General features: G+C 69.3%; 13 protein-coding genes. 1 reads left to right on the top strand and 12 read right to left on the bottom strand.

Annotated features, from left to right (window positions below; all coding sequences use genetic code 11):
* Positions 1 to 11 precede the first annotated feature (11 nt).
* The 8 genes from OO71_RS01725 to OO71_RS01690 form a co-directional block, all read right to left on the bottom strand.
* The gene (locus OO71_RS01725; RefSeq protein WP_033287814.1) at positions 12 to 854 is read right to left on the bottom strand and encodes an SMP-30/gluconolactonase/LRE family protein; all 843 of its coding nucleotides are present in this window, start codon (positions 852 to 854) and stop codon (positions 12 to 14) included.
* Entirely contained in the window at positions 851 to 1,441 is a 591-nt protein-coding gene (locus OO71_RS01720) for an NADPH-dependent FMN reductase (protein ID WP_033287813.1), read from the bottom strand. The genes OO71_RS01725 and OO71_RS01720 overlap by 4 nt, the downstream gene beginning before the upstream one ends.
* Positions 1,442 to 1,499: 58 nt before the next feature.
* A complete protein-coding gene (locus OO71_RS01715) occupies positions 1,500 to 2,135 on the bottom strand; it encodes an aspartate/glutamate racemase family protein (protein WP_033287812.1) in 636 nt (211 codons plus the stop codon).
* Between the two features lie 24 nt (positions 2,136 to 2,159).
* Entirely contained in the window at positions 2,160 to 3,143 is a 984-nt protein-coding gene (locus OO71_RS01710; protein WP_033287811.1) for an aldose epimerase family protein, read from the bottom strand.
* Positions 3,143 to 3,910, bottom strand: a complete 768-nt coding sequence (locus tag OO71_RS01705; RefSeq protein WP_033287810.1) for an SDR family NAD(P)-dependent oxidoreductase — start codon at positions 3,908 to 3,910, stop codon at positions 3,143 to 3,145. Before OO71_RS01705 ends, OO71_RS01710 begins: the two co-directional genes overlap by 1 nt.
* Before the next feature lie 85 nt (positions 3,911 to 3,995).
* Positions 3,996 to 5,540, bottom strand: a complete 1,545-nt coding sequence (locus OO71_RS52845; RefSeq protein ID WP_033287809.1) for a PucR family transcriptional regulator — start codon at positions 5,538 to 5,540, stop codon at positions 3,996 to 3,998.
* Positions 5,541 to 5,600: 60 nt separating this feature from the next.
* Positions 5,601 to 7,712, bottom strand: coding sequence for a N,N-dimethylformamidase beta subunit family domain-containing protein (locus OO71_RS01695; RefSeq protein WP_033287808.1), 2,112 nt, complete (start codon positions 7,710 to 7,712; stop codon positions 5,601 to 5,603).
* Positions 7,713 to 7,771: 59 nt separating this feature from the next.
* Positions 7,772 to 8,437 (bottom strand): TetR/AcrR family transcriptional regulator, encoded by a 666-nt coding sequence (locus tag OO71_RS01690; protein WP_063739992.1) that lies wholly within the window; start codon positions 8,435 to 8,437, stop codon positions 7,772 to 7,774.
* Positions 8,438 to 8,511: 74 nt separating this feature from the next.
* Between OO71_RS01690 and OO71_RS01685 the strand changes: the two genes are divergently transcribed.
* Entirely contained in the window at positions 8,512 to 8,952 is a 441-nt protein-coding gene (locus OO71_RS01685; protein WP_033287807.1) for an ester cyclase, read from the top strand.
* A gap of 4 nt (positions 8,953 to 8,956) precedes the next feature.
* On the opposite strand, the gene OO71_RS46940 is transcribed toward OO71_RS01685, so the two are convergent.
* The 4 genes from OO71_RS46940 to OO71_RS01665 form a co-directional block, all read right to left on the bottom strand.
* Positions 8,957 to 9,865 carry a dihydrodipicolinate synthase family protein gene (locus OO71_RS46940; RefSeq protein WP_051790917.1) on the bottom strand — a complete coding sequence of 303 codons (909 nt, stop codon included), beginning with the start codon at positions 9,863 to 9,865 and terminating at the stop codon, positions 8,957 to 8,959.
* A 90-nt stretch (positions 9,866 to 9,955) separates the two neighbouring features.
* On the bottom strand, positions 9,956 to 11,386 hold the full coding sequence (locus OO71_RS46935) for an ATP-binding cassette domain-containing protein (protein ID WP_051790916.1): 1,431 nt from the start codon (positions 11,384 to 11,386) through the stop codon (positions 9,956 to 9,958).
* Positions 11,387 to 11,448: 62 nt separating this feature from the next.
* Positions 11,449 to 12,825, bottom strand: a complete 1,377-nt coding sequence (locus OO71_RS01670; protein ID WP_033287806.1) for an amidase — start codon at positions 12,823 to 12,825, stop codon at positions 11,449 to 11,451.
* Complete coding sequence (locus OO71_RS01665; protein WP_033287805.1) at positions 12,809 to 13,885, bottom strand: LLM class flavin-dependent oxidoreductase; 1,077 nt, start codon at positions 13,883 to 13,885, stop codon at positions 12,809 to 12,811. Before OO71_RS01665 ends, OO71_RS01670 begins: the two co-directional genes overlap by 17 nt.
* Positions 13,886 to 14,097: the final 212 nt, after the last annotated feature.

Raw genomic sequence — 14,097 nt, 5'->3', positions numbered from 1 at the left:
TGCAAGTCCTTTCAGTCCAGGCCGGCGGGCAAGTTCAGCGGCGCCCCGCGGACCCCGGGCGCACAAGCATTCACGGCCAGCGTGCCCAGCGAGGCGAGCGCCAGGAGGTCGAGTTCGGGCCCGGCGAAAGCCAGGTTCGTCGGCGTCGGGGCGTAGACCCCCGACCAGTCGTCGACGACGATGCCGAGCGTGCCGTCCGGAGCGAGCCGGTACACCCGGTTGGGCTGCCAGCAGCCGATCCACAGGCCGCCGTCGGCATCGAACGCAAGCCCGTCCGGCACCACCCGGTCGAGGGTGACGACCGGCTCCGGCTCGCCGCCGGAGAGCGGAACCCGCACGATCCGCGGCCACGTCGACTCGACGATGTACAGCCAATCTCCTTGCAGCGCAACGCCGTTCGCGAAGTGCAGCCCGTCGATTACCCGCTCGGTCGCACCGTCGGGGTCGATCCGCACAATCCCACCGGTGGCCCGGTCCCACTCCCCCGAGTCCGAGACCCACAGCCGCCCGTCGCCGTCGAAGACCGGGTAATTCGGGTACCCGATCGCAGCGCCGTACTGCCTGATGTGACCGTCTGGTGCGATTTTCTGGATACAGCCGTTCCCGACGTCGCAGACGTACGCCGCACCAGCACCGTCGAGGGCGAGGCCGAGCATCGAGCCCCCGGGCACTGTGCAGACCGTCTCGAAGGTGCCGCCTTCGAGACCGAACCGGTAGAGCTGGCCGCCCTCGCCGCCTGCGTACAGCATCTGCTCAGCGGGGGACCAACACACGCCTTCGGGGTGCTGCAATCCTTCGACCACAGTGCGCAGCCCCGGTCCGATCACCGACGCAGGGATGCCGGTCGAGGTCACGAGGCGTGCTCCAGCTCGGCTGCTCGCTGCCAGCGGGCGAATCCGACGACCTGGTCGACGAGCACGCCGATCTGCGGCGCAGCGGCGGCGATCGGATCCACCTCGCCGCCCGGGGTCGAGTTGATCGTGACGCCGAGCGGGGTCGGCCAGCCGCGCAGCGCGTGCGCGGTGGACCGCAAAGCCGCGAGCGTGGTCGCCGTCGCCTGCCAACCCGCTGCGCACACGATGCAGCCGATCGCGCGGCCGTCGAGGTACGGGCGTTCGTCCTCGCGCAGCTCCTCCAGATGGTCCAGCGCGTTCTTGAGCAGGCCCGACGGCCCGCCGTGGAACCCCGGGCTGGCCACGATCACCCCGTCCGCCCGCCGGACGAGGTCCACCAGACGCGCGGCCCGCGGATCGAGCGCCCCGCGTTCGGGCGCGTACACCGGCAGTTCGAGGTCGCCGGCCGCCAGCAGATGGGTCTCCGCTCCGGCGCGCTCGGCCAGGTCCAGCGCAGCGCGCAGCGCCCGCTCCGACGACGAGCCCGGACGGGTCGTGCCGCCCATTCCGACGATTCGCGGCTTCCAGTCGAGTTCCACGTCCATCATGCTCAAGGACTCCCCTGCCCTTCACCAGTAGTGCCCGGCACCAATCCGGGCCGGGCGCTTATCGCTCGGTACAAGCAAGCTGCTCCATCGCGAGCCGCGGGCTCGACAGCACCCGGGTCCCGTCCGATAACTGCGCCATCGAAGCCTGCGCGAGCACGACGACGTCGACCTCGGCGGCGAGGCGGTCGAGTTCCTCGGCGACGATCGCATCGTGGCGCGCGCGGTCGCCGCGATCCAGCGCGGCGAACGCGCCGTCGCAGAGCCGCGAGACGACCTCGACCGCACGGCCGGACTCGCGCGCGGCGGCCTCGACCAGGTCGGTGGTCGGCACGAGCGTCGTCGGCAAGGTGGCCAGCACGCCGATGGTCGAGCCGAGCGTGACGGCGCGTTCGGCCATCGCACGGTCGACCCGCAGGACCGGAATCCCGGCCTCCGGCGCAATCTCGTCCACCGCGGCGCCCACCGACGAGCAGGTCACGAGCACAGTGTCGACCCCGAAGTCGGCGAGCATCGCGACATGGCCACGCAGGCGGTCACGGGTCAGGTCGTCGACCGCACCGTCGCGGATCGTCCGTTTGAGGAGGAGTTCGTCGGCGATGACGGTCGTCTCGACCCCGGGAAGCAGTTCACCGGCGAGTTCGGCGAACGTCGGCGCGAGCTTGGCGACGGTGTGGATCAAGCCCAGTCGTTGCACGAGATCTCCTTTCGTGGGGCGGTTTCACGGCCTGACCGAGCCATCGGCCTGCAGGCTCGACACGGATTCGACGCCGCCGTAGACGACCGCCGAGAGCGACGTTTCAAGGGCCTCGCCCGGCGCGAGCACCCGGGCCCGGCCGAGGGCGGTAGCGTCGGCCAGCGAGCTCGGATATCCGGTCCACGGCTCGACAATCGCGTGGTACGCCCCGCGCCATCCGCCGTACGAAGCCCACAGCCAGACCACCGGGAAGACCTCACGGTCGAAGGTCAGGCCGAAACCCCGCCGGGCGGCGGTATCCGTGCACGCCAGCCAGCCGTCGTCGAGTTCGGTCAGGTAGTGCAGGGTGAAATCGAGTGCTTCGGGGCCGAGGGCGCGGCACAGGTCGCGGTCGCCGAACAGGGGCCAGCGGTAGCGATCGCCGACCCGGCCGAGCACCCCACCACCGTCCTCGGCGACCTCGGCCTGCCGGGCCGGGACGTCGAAGCGGTGGGCCGGGGAGATGGCCTGTACCGGGTGCAGACCCCAGTTGAAATCGAAGGGGCGCAAGCCGATGTTCTCGATCCGGTAGTCGACGGTGAACGCCGAAACCCCCGCCTCCACCGTCAGCCGGCGTTGCCAGCGGGCCGTGGTGATGGGCGTCAGGATCGAGAAGACCAGGACGACGCGCTGGGCCGAGCACTCTTCGACGTGCCATTCCGCGCGCTGGGTCCACAACTCGCCCATGTACGGGATCGCGTCGCCGTAGCGGGTCGCCGAGGCCTCGCCACCGGGGAACGCCTCGTCCCAGCCGCCTGCCCAGTGGTCGTCGAAGTTCGAGCCCAGTGGCGCCGTATGCGGGGCGACCCGCGGCGCGTGCCAGAGGACATTGTGGTCGCGGGCCTTGTCGACGATCCGGTGGATCTTCGCTCCCACGTCCGGCAGGATCTCGAGCGCCACGTGCTCGTTCTCCACCCGCAGGCACTCCAGCCCGTGGTAGCGCCAGTGTGGATCGAAACGGACGCCCATCAGTAGCACTCGGCCAGCAGTCCGCCGTCGACGACCAGCGCCTCACCTGTGATGAAGCAGGCGTCGTCCGACGCGAGGAACAGCACCGCACGCGCGATCTCGCGCGGCTGACCGATCCGGCCGAGCGGATACTCACCCTCGGCCTGCGCGCGCAAGGCAGCCGGGTCGTCCGCCGCGGCGAAGTACGCCTCGACCAGCGGGGTCTGGATGTCGCCCGGACACACGGCGTTGCACCTGATCTTCTCGCGCCCGTACTTCACCGCCGCCGACTTGGTCAACGCGACTACCCCGCCTTTCGCCGCACCGTAAGCAGCGAGCATGGGGTCTCCGGCGAGGGCGAGCACAGACGCGACGTTGACGATCGCACCGCCACCCGCGCCGCGCATCACCCGGATCGCGTGCTTGCACCCGAAGAACGGGCCTTTCAGGTTGACGGCGAGCACCCGGTCGAGCTGTTCCTCGGTCGTGTCGGCCAGCTCCTGCTCGACCTGGATCGCGGCGTTGTTGACCATGACGTCGAGCCGGCCGAACCGCTGTACCGCATCGTCGACGAGCGCCTCGACCTCGGCCTCCTTGGAGACGTCCGTGTGCCGGTACACGCCGATCCCATCCATCACCGGCTCTCCGGCCTCGTCGTTCACATCGCAGCCGAGGACCTGCGCACCCTCCGCGGCGAACTCCCGCGCGAGCGCGCTCCCGAGACCGGACGCCACCCCCGTGACGATCACGTTGCGGCCGTCGAATGCCCTCTTCACTTGGGTCGTCATCCGTCGCAGTCTGCCAATCCGGCCCGGTCACTGCCCACTGTGCGCCGATATGACCCGGAGGTCACGAATTATGCGCACAACCAGGCTACGTGGCCTGCGAGAGCGCCAGCGCCCGCAGCGCGAACCACAGCTCGCTGACATCGCCGGTGGACCGCATCGAGCGGCCTGTCAGCTCCTGGATCCGGGTGATCCGGTAGTTGACGGTCTGCGTGTGGATGAAGAGCAGTTCGCTGGCCCGGCTCGGCGAACGATCGCATTCCAGGTACGCCTCGAGAGTCTTGACCAGCTCGGTGCCCTGCACCCGGTCGTACTCGATGAGCGGACCCAGCACGCGGTCGGCCGCCATCTTGGACTCGGCGAGGGTGCGCGGGAGGAAGGACGGGCTGCTGTCGCCGTAGAGCGCGAGCGCCGCGCCGTCCGGGCTGACAGTCTCCAGCGCCCACCTCGCCTGCCGGACAGCATCGCCGAGGTTGCTGGCGCCCGCGAACGGATCACTCAGCCCGGCACGCCACTGTTCCAGCGTGGTGCGCTCTTCGAGGTCTGCCTGCGGGAGGTCACCGGCGCGGACCACCGCAATGGCGACCTGGCCGATTTCGCCGAGCAGGAAAGGAATTCCGCGGATGAGCATCCGGCGCGCGAGCCGGTCGACCGCGGCCTGGTCGCCGTCGATGGCGAGCGCGCGCAGGTCGCCTTCCAGATGGCGGCCGTGGAAAAGCGCGTTGAGGACTGCCGGTTCGAGCCGGGCATTCAGTGCGTCGTTCAGCAAGCCCGCGCCCGACCGCCGGTAGCGCTCGACCGCGGTGTCGACGCGGCCGATCTCCAGCGCACAAGCAGCGGCAACCTGCTGCAGAACCGCCAGCCGGGGCCGGGAATCGGCCAGCGGGAAGGCGACGAGGCAGGCGGATCGCTCGCTGGGGATCGGCATGGTCAGCGCCGTCTCGTCGCCGACGACCAGGTTCATCACGAACGGCGCACGGCCGGAAGCGCGGCCGACCTCGGCGTCGTAGGCGGCCTTCCACGCCTTCCCCGGGAGGTCGCCGCCGCGGATCAGCGCCTCCCACCTGTCCGGGTCGACGATGTGCAGCCGGCAGTGCACGACGCGGCTGAGCCGGTCGACGAACTCGGTCCCCGCGACCGTTTCCCGCAGGCTCGCCATCACCTCGCCGTTGACCCGGGCGATCTGGGTGAACGACTGGTCCTCGCCGCGGGCGTTCGCGGCGGCGACGAACCGCACGTACTGCGCGAACGCGACCGGATGCGCACCGTCGATCACCGGGAACCCGACCCGGTCGGCGGCCGCGAGCATTTCGGCGGAGAGGTGCGGACGGCGCTCGTCCTCGCCGATGACGAGGCCGCTCAGCCCCGCCTCGGCCAGCTGCTCCACGAACCGCGCCTGCGCGGCCGGCTCCTCCGGGACGATGTAGCCGCAGGTCAGCACGAGGTCGCCGGGTTCGAGCCAGTTCCACGGGTCGAAGGCGTCGCTGACGTGCGCCCAGGACACCCGGCGGTCGGCTCCGGCCTCCCCGGCGAGCAGCGTCGCCTGAAGATGCCGGAGCTCGACGAGATCCCGGACAGTGACACTGCCCGGCACGGCGGTGGTACGAAGCTGGCGGCCGTCGATCCCTGTCACTGCACGATGATAGCCCGCGAAAGCACAAGGGCTCCTGTTTTGGAGCACAGACTGCTGTGTTCAGACTGTATTGGAGGACAAACCAGCGGGGCGGCTCAGCGCGCGATCGAACACGTTCCGCAACAACCGCTGCACCACCGGGTCCACCCGGATCGCCCCGTTGAACGTCATCGAGGACGCGCTGAACACGAAGGCGCCGCCGGGCAATTCCTTGCACACCATCGCCGCGCCGGAGCGCGACGTCGGGTTCGTGCCCTGCGCGATGACCCCTTCCGGTGCCACCTCGCCGTCCAAGCCCTGAAGGGTGTCGAATTCCCAAGCGCTCGCCGCGCCATTGCGGCCGTGTGCGCCGAATTCGTCGCCTGCCGAAAGGCCGGTCCCGGCCAGGAACGGGTGGTCGCGCAGGACTCGGTACGGCGCGAACGTCATCCAGCCCTCGTATTCGAAGTTCACCCCCAGCAGCTGCGATTCCGGCAGCTGGTAGTGGTCGAGGAAGAGGTCGCGGCTGCCGTCGGCGGCGCGGAAGGTCAGCGTGGTGCCGCCGGCGTCGAACTCCGCGCGCTCGTAGATCTGGTTGCCGCCGGTGCCGATCAGGCAGCCACCGGCGGCCAGGTAGTTCGCCAGATTCGTGCGCATGGCCATCGAGAAGTACTCCGGGTGCGAGCCGAGCACGACGGCGTTGTACGACGACAGCCAGCCGCCGGTGTGCAGGTCGTGGTCGGTGTAGCAGTCGAACCCGATCTGCTCGGCGGCGAGCCAGCGCAGCAATTCCAGGTCACTGAACAGCTCCAGGTCGTACTGCCCCTTCGGTGCGATCAGCCAGTTGTAGCTGGGGCGCAGGAAGGAAATCGTGCGCCGGACCCCGGCCTGGCCCTCGGAGTACTGGTCATGGCCGCTCCAGCCGTTGTAGGCGTGGTAGGTGTTGGTCGGCAGCACAACGGCGATCTTCTGCGCGGGCGCGGCCGGTCGCACCACGAACGGGACGTGCTGCACTCGAGCGAATCGCCCGGTGAAGCGCGCGGCGTACACCCCGGATGGCCAGTCTGCCGGGATGTCCGCGGCGTAGCGCTCGGCCCAGCCGCATCCGGCGGAGCGGTAGTTCGCGGGCAGCATTTGGAGGCCGCCGGTGACGGTGGTCGAGCCGGTGACGGGAGTGTCGCCACCGGGTGCGACGCGCACGAGCTGCGCGGTGACCGAGGTGAACGCCGTCGACAGCGCGATCGACACCCGGCCACCTGCGGGCACGCTCTGCTGCTGCGGGTACCCCTGCAGCCCGGCGCTGCGTTCGACAGTGAAACCCAGCCCGACCACCTTGCCGGTCGCATTGTTGATCCAGCGGGCGCCGCCGTCGGTGTCGACGGTCTGCGAGTTCGTGAGCCGCAGTGCGACGAGGTCGCCGTCATCGCCGGGGACGGTCGAATGGTCGATCCGGATGAGGTAGACGGCGCCGGTGCCGCAGCCCGCGAACAGGTCGCGGCGGAACAGCTCGAACCAGTCGTTGTCGCCGATCGCGATGGGCTGGCCGTTGTTCGCCCAGCCGGCGCCGTCGCGGTACCGGAACCAGGTGAGCCCGCCGGTGCCGCTGACCGCGTAGATCACGTTTCCGGTGTCGGCGAACAGATACCGCGCGACGTTGAATCCGCTGCCGAGTGGCTGCGGGGTTTCGAACGTGCCATTGATCCGGCGCGAGCGGTACAGGATTCCGTCGGCGTCGACGCACCAGATGACGCCGCCGGGACCGCCGAAAATCCGCGGGAAAGCGTCGAAACCGGTCCCGACGACGACCCCGGTCGCGTTGTTCGCCCAGGTGCCCGCGCCAGTGTCCATATTGGACACGATCCGCTGGTAGTACAGCACGGTCCCGTCCCCGCGCACGCCGTAGAGGACGCCGTTCCCGTCGCCGAGGACCGTGACGAAATCCTGCCAGCCGGACCCGATCGCCAGCCCGGTCCCCGAGTTCGCCCAGTCGAACGCGGCGGTGGGCCAGCCGCGATGCCGGTACCAGTAAAGCAATCCGTCGGATTGGACGCCGTAGATCACGCCGTCGCCGCCACCGACCAGCCGGCTCCACCGCTGGTGCTGATCGAAGGCGGCAGCGGCTTCCTCCGGCTGCACCTGCGTTTCGGGCAGGTCGATGATCGGCAGTGCTTCGCGTCCGCTCAGGATTCCCATGTTCTCCCCCTAGGTTTCCGGTCGTCTGGAGTGGTGACGCGGGCCGGTGCTTCCGGGGTTTACCCGGCCGGGCGAGCATCACCCGAAGAGCCGAAGGCCGACAGCGTCGCGGCCAGCTGGGTGGTCAGCCATCTTTCGTAGGCGGCCGAGGTCCAGCCGCTGCGCCGGACCAGCCGGTCGTAGACCTCGGGTGCGGTGAGGGTCCACACGGCGTCGACGGCGGCGTCGAATCTCCTCGGCGGCAGATGGCCGTGTCCGGACAGGCCGCGCAGGCTGTTGGTGTTGCCCTGGCGCCGTTCGCCGTCGATGGTCGCGACGAAGTTTTCCAGGACCGGGTCGCCGCCGGGGCCGTGCGCCAGCAGAACGCCGAGCAGCGGGCCGACGCGGTCGGAGATCACCCGGACCCACGCGGCGTACGCGGCCGCATAGGAAGGCACGTCGGTCGCTTCGGTGACGCGGCGGAACTCGGGCCGCTGGCTCATCGGGACGGTGTCCTCGTCACCGGCGAGCATCGTGTCGTACGCCGCCTTGATGACCTCGGCCTTGCCGCCGACGGAGTTGTACACCGTCTGCGGGCTGACCCCGGCCGCCTCGGCGAGCCCGGTGATCGTCATGCCCGCATAGCCGGACCCGCCGAGCAGCAGGTCACGCGCGGCGCCGACGATGCGCGCGCGGGTGGCCCTGGCCTGCTCGGCCCGCTGCGGGGCGCTGTAGTGCCTTGCCACTGCCCTCTCATTCCGTTAGATTCAGATTCCACTGGATTCGAGTTCCAGCGAACCTCCCGGAATGGAGCATAGCCGTGAGCAACCCCGCCCGCACCTCCGCCCTCGCCGTCTTCGACGCCATCAACACCGGTGAGCTCTCGGTCCTCGACGACCTGGTCACCAGCGATTTCGTCGACCACGGGTCCCCCTTCCCGCTGCCGCCCGGCCCGGCGGGCTACCGCCAGATCCTCACCTTCGTGCACCACGTGCTGGCCGTCCGCTACACCCTCGACGACGTCTTCGACACCGAAGACCGCGTCGTCATCCGCGCGACCGCCGCCGGCATCGGCGTCGACGCGATCCACGGCCCGGGAGCCGCGGGCAAGCCGTACCGGATGACGACCACGCACATCTACCGCACGGAAGGTCCGCTGCTCGCCGAGCATTGGGGCGTCCGGGACGAACTGGCCGCCCGCATCCAGCTCGGGTCGCTGCCTGCCCCCGACCCGGCCGCCTTCGCCCCGCAAAGCGCCTGACCCGTCACTCCGACAGTTCCGCCTCGTATTTCGCGACGAACTGCGCCAGTTTCTCGCGCACCTCGGCGGACACCGAGTTCGACGGGCCACGGACCTGCGTCGGGAAACCGCGGACGAGCGAAAGAAGGTGCTTGAGCATCGAGGGCTGGGTGTCGGCGGCCGATTCGGTCAGCGCCGCCCAGTCGTCGAGCAACGGGCTGCCGATGATCGACCGGCCGGGCGTCGCCATCATGTCCGCGACCGCCCGGACGCTCACCCCCGCGGCGAAATTCGCCACTGCCGACGTCACGATGTCGGCGCCCGACGCGATGTACTCGGCGGCCGGGAGCTCGCCGACCGTCCACCAGCTCACCCGGTCGCCCCAGCGTTCGGCGCGCAGCTCGAACTCGATCGGCGACGACACCTCGTCCTTGATCGCCCGGAACAACGGCACGTTCACCAGCCGTTCCAGATGGAAGTCCGTCATCGGGCAGAAACTGCTGCTGTAGATCACCACCGGCAGGCCCGATTCCCCGGTCACCCGCAGTACGTGCTCGCACATGCTGGCCGGATCCGGGCACACGTAATACGGCGGGTTGATCACCAGACCCGCCACTCCGGCATCCCGTGCCCCGCGGGCGATCTCGACCGCTTCCCGCGTGGCATGCCCGACGCCCAGGAATACCGGGACCCGTCCGTTCACCGTTGCCGTCGCGCGTTCGGCCATTTCCCGCGTTTCTTTCGCGCTGACGGCGTAGAATTCCCCGAGACCACCGAGCAGAGCGACCGAAACCCGGTTCGAGGCAACGTATTCGACCTGCCGTTCGAGTGCGGACAGTTCGAGATGGTCCCCCTGGAACGGCGTCGGAAGAAACGCGACGACCCCGGATCCGGTGCCGATCGCGTGGCCGCCCCACTCATCCGTTGCGGACATGTGCGTGTCTCCTCGCAAAGTTCGGGTATTTTCCGGAGATTACGGGGATCTCCGGATCGGGCGAAGTGGCCGTTGCGCCATTCACAACCGTTACGGCTGCTGCAATTCGGCGAGTCGCGTGGTGATGCGCAAGGACGCCTGCATTCCGGACCTGCCGATCGCGTCGACGCGCGGGATCACGCTTTCCGCCCGTCCGGCCAGCCCGATGGCAGCCTCGACGTGCCCGGTCACCCCGCGCACCGGCACCGCGATCGTCACCACGCCGCCGCCCAGCTCGACTTCCGAAATCGCATAGCCGCGGGCCCGGTCGGCCGCCAGCCGCCGGTGGAACCGTGCGAGATCCGTCGAGCCGCCGCCACGCTGGGCCTGCGCAATGATTTCGTCGACTTCTTCGTTCACCGTGCCGAACAGCAGCGCGCGGCCGGTCGCGGTGCGGTGGATCGGGTAGACCAAGCCGATGTTGTTGAACCGGCGCATGGTTTCCGGCGAATCCTCGGCCCACACGGTGACCACGCGGACCCCGTGCCGGACCACCAGGAAAGCCCGTTCCTTCACCTGCCGCACCAGCGCGTGCAGGACCGGCGCACCGGCCCGCAGCAGCGCCTGGTCCACCGCACGCATGCCGATCCGGTACATCTCCCAGCCGAGGTTGTACTTGCGCGTTTCGGCGTCCCGCTCGACCAGGCCCATTTCGGCCAGCACGCGCAGGGTCCGCGACACCTGGCTCTTGTCCTCGTCCATGAGCCGGGCCAGCTCGTTCGTGCCGAGCCGCTGGCCGCCTTCCAGCAGGGCCAGGATCGTCAGGCCGCGCCGCAGCGTCGATGCGTCCACCGCCTCGGAAATCGAATGCGTCACCAGGATCACCGTGCGGGCCTGCCGCATCCAGAGATCCTGCAGTTGCAGATTCATCTTGTCGCGGGTGAATGCGTCGAGTGCGCCGAACGGTTCGTCCATCAACAGGATGTCCGGCTCGGTGCTCAATGCGCGGGCAATGGCCACGCGCTGGCGCATACCGCCGGAAAGCTGCCGCGGCAGTGCATTCTCGAAAGCTTCGAGCCCGACCATGGCACACAGTTCGCGCGCCCGTTTGACCGCAGCCGCTTTCGGCACCCGCTGCATGGTCAAGGGCAGAGTGATGTTGCGGAGTACCGAACGCCACGGAAAAAGATTGGCTTCCTGGAAGACCATCCCGATATTCGCGGCCGACGGCACTTCACCGGACCGCTGCGCTGCGCCGTCCCAGACCGATTTCCCGCCGATGGTCACCGTACCGGTGGACGGCGGCAGCAGACCCGCGATGATCCGGAGCAAGGTGGTCTTTCCGCACCCGGAAGGGCCGAGAAAGGTGACGAATTCCCCGCTGCCGATCTCCAGGTCGGTAGCCGTGAGTGCCTGGACTTGCGTATCCCCCGTCCCGTACGTTTTCCCGACACCGCGCAATTCGATCGACGTACCGGCGGAATGCGCCGGGGGAATGGCGCGCACCTCGGCGTCCTGGTCGCGCGTTTCCACGTGGGCCATCCGACCTCCACAGATATCCGTGCGTTTTTGGTGCGCTGCCTGCGTCGTGGAGCCGGATCGTCTCACGACGGTCCGGCGAAATCCCGGGTTCGTTGCTGCATCTCCAACGGTCCGCCGAACGCCACCGCGGCCTCGACGATCTCCGCGAACTCCAGGCATTTCCGGTCGCGAAGCTGCGGTGACAGGATCTGCACTCCGGCCGGGAGCCCGCCGGACAACCCGCACGGCACCGACGCCGCGGGCCAGCCGGTCAGGTTGGCCAGCAGCAGGTCCGGCCAGCGGCCACCCGGCCGGGTTCGGCAAGGCTGCCCGTTCACGGTGGGTTTGCCGTCGGTGACGGGCCAGGCGACCACCGGCATCGCCGGGGTGAGGACGTGGTCGTACTGCTCGAACAACCGGGCGGTCCGGTCGTACAGGTCCGCTCGCATTTCCGTGGCCTCGAACAGATCGGCCGCGGTCACGGCGCTGCCCGCGTCGATGATGGCTTGCAGCGTGTCGTCGAACAGGTCCGGGCGCTTCCGGCTGAGCTCGCTGAAACGGCGGTGGAAACCCGCCGCGGTGACCAGGCGGTTGCTGTCGACGGGGTCGGGCCACGGCTGGTGGTCGAGCCGGACGATCCGCATCCCGGCCGCTTCCAGCAGGTCCAGCGCCGTGTCGATCGTCGCCTTCACTGCGCTGTCCACCGGCGCTCCGAACAGGCTTTCGGTGTACGCGACCGGCCCGGTGCCGGACCGCTCGGGCGGCACGAGCGCCCGGCTGAGCGGGTCACCAGGATCGCCGCCGAGCACCGCCTCGAAGACCACCCGCACGTCGTCGACCCGCCGGCCGACGAAACCGTGGTGTGCCTTGGCGGTCCAGTAATCGCCGGTCGGAAGCCGCGGTACGACGCCGAATGTGGGCTTGAAACCGACCACCCCGCACAGCGCCGCGGGAATACGGGCCGATCCGGCCGCGTCCGTCGCGTGCGCGACCGGGGCGATCCCCGCCGCGACGAGAGCCGCCGCGCCACCGCTCGAACCGCCGGGTGTCCGCGTGCGGTCCCACGGGTTCAGGGTGGGCGGTCCGAGCAGGTTGTCCGTGGTGTCCTTGTGGCCGAAGGCAGGCGTATTGGTCTTGGCGTAGACGAGCGCACCGGCCTGTTTGAGACGCTGGGCGAGCGAGCCGTCACGGCGAGGTCCGTCGTTCGGCACGGGTGAGCCGTACGTGGTCGGCAGGTGCTCGGTGGGTTCCAGATCCTTTACGGCGACGGGCAATCCGCTGAGCGGGCCCGGCTGTCCCGGCTGGTTCAGGTCGCAGCTGCGGAACACGTGCAGCGGGTCACCGGCGATGCGCCGGTCCAGGTCGTCGACGATTTCCGCGCGGGACACCGTTCGGGACCGGACGGCGCCGATCAGCTCCCGGGCGCTGAGGTCCAGCGGGGCGCTACCGGCCGGCCGCAACTCCGGCCACCTCCGCGAGCAGCGCCGGTTTCACCTCGGTGCCGAGCAACCGGATCGATTCGAGCAGTTCCTCGTGCCGCCCGTAATCGTGGTGGACGACCAGTTCACCGGCCCCCATCCGATGCAGGCGGACCAGGTTCTCGAGCACGTCGTCCGGGCTGCCGAACGCCGCCGGCGCCCCGAGGGCGATGGAATCGAAGTTGTCGACGAATTGCGCCGACGATTCGATCCCGTCCGTCGAGCCGTAGGTTTTCAGGTGGACCTCGTGCCGCTGTTTGATCGCGCGATTCGCGTATTCGACGACCCCGAATTCAACCTGCCGGCGCGCCACTTCGAAGGACGCGGCGAGATGTCCCGGCACGTGCGCGCAGATCGTCCGGTTGGGCGCGGCACCGGCGATGGTCTCGCCGGTTTCCCAGGCCGCGCGGTAGGCGTCGATCCGGTCCTGGACGTTCTCCCACGAGAACCCGTTCGTGGTGATCATCAGGCCGACCCGCATGCTCCCGGCGAGCCGGGCAGCTCCGACGCTGGTCGCGGCGAGCGCCAGCGGCGGATGCGGGCGCTGGCACGACGGCGGATTCACGCGTACGGAGGGGAAGGAATAGAACTTCCCGTGGTGCTCGAAATGCTCACTGGTCCACGCTTTCACGATGATTTCGAGCGATTCGCGCGTACGGTCGTTCGTTTCGGCAAGCGGTACCTGGAAAGCCTGCGCGGTCAGCGGAGTGTTGCCCCGGCCGACCGCGAAGTCCAGCCGCCCGCCCGAAAGGATGTCGATCGTGCCCCACCGCTCGGCAAGGTTGAGCGGGTGATGCAGCGGCGGGATGACGGCGCCGGGCTGCAGCCGGATCCGGGACGTCGTCGCGGCGAGCGCGCTGAAGAAGACCTCCATGGCGCCGGTCGCGTTGGTCGGGAACTTGAAATGCTGTTCCGACATCCCGAAAAGGTCGAGGCCGGCCTCGTCGGCCGCCTGCCCTTCCCGCACGACCTCCCTGACCCGGTCGTACACGGTGCTGTCGTTGCGGATGTAGCCCTGTGTGGCGGCCCCTACTCGAAGCATCGCACCCTCTCGATCACTCGCCCGAAGTCCAGTGGCCGCATCATGACCCGGGCCCGGCGGCGGGGACCATCCACCGGAGCTGTATCCGCAACACGAGCTTCGAAGCGAGGCAGCGGCGTGAGCTCAGGACGGCCAGTTGCGCCGCTGGTACACCACCGTGCGGCACTTGAACCGCCAGCCCGCCGGGGTCACGGTGCACAAAAGTCAGCCGG

The organism is Amycolatopsis jejuensis, from assembly GCF_000717335.1.
In the GTDB taxonomy this organism is placed as follows: domain Bacteria; phylum Actinomycetota; class Actinomycetes; order Mycobacteriales; family Pseudonocardiaceae; genus Amycolatopsis; species Amycolatopsis jejuensis.
Note: the sequence above shows the minus strand (reverse complement) of the source record. Positions and strands in the feature narration are given on the sequence as shown.

Bases quoted from the DNA above. Each gene is read 5' to 3' on its own strand.
- OO71_RS01695 (WP_033287808.1), bottom strand. From the start codon at position 7,712: ATGGGAATCCTGAGCGGACGCGAAGCACTGCCGATCATCGACCTGCCC.
- OO71_RS01705 (WP_033287810.1), bottom strand. From the start codon at position 3,910: ATGACGACCCAAGTGAAGAGGGCATTCGACGGCCGCAACGTGATCGTC.
- OO71_RS01665 (WP_033287805.1), bottom strand. From the start codon at position 13,885: ATGCTTCGAGTAGGGGCCGCCACACAGGGCTACATCCGCAACGACAGC.
- OO71_RS01720 (WP_033287813.1), bottom strand. From the start codon at position 1,441: ATGATGGACGTGGAACTCGACTGGAAGCCGCGAATCGTCGGAATGGGC.
- OO71_RS46940 (WP_051790917.1), bottom strand. From the start codon at position 9,865: ATGTCCGCAACGGATGAGTGGGGCGGCCACGCGATCGGCACCGGATCC.
- OO71_RS01710 (WP_033287811.1), bottom strand. From the start codon at position 3,143: ATGGGCGTCCGTTTCGATCCACACTGGCGCTACCACGGGCTGGAGTGC.
- OO71_RS46935 (WP_051790916.1), bottom strand. From the start codon at position 11,386: ATGGCCCACGTGGAAACGCGCGACCAGGACGCCGAGGTGCGCGCCATT.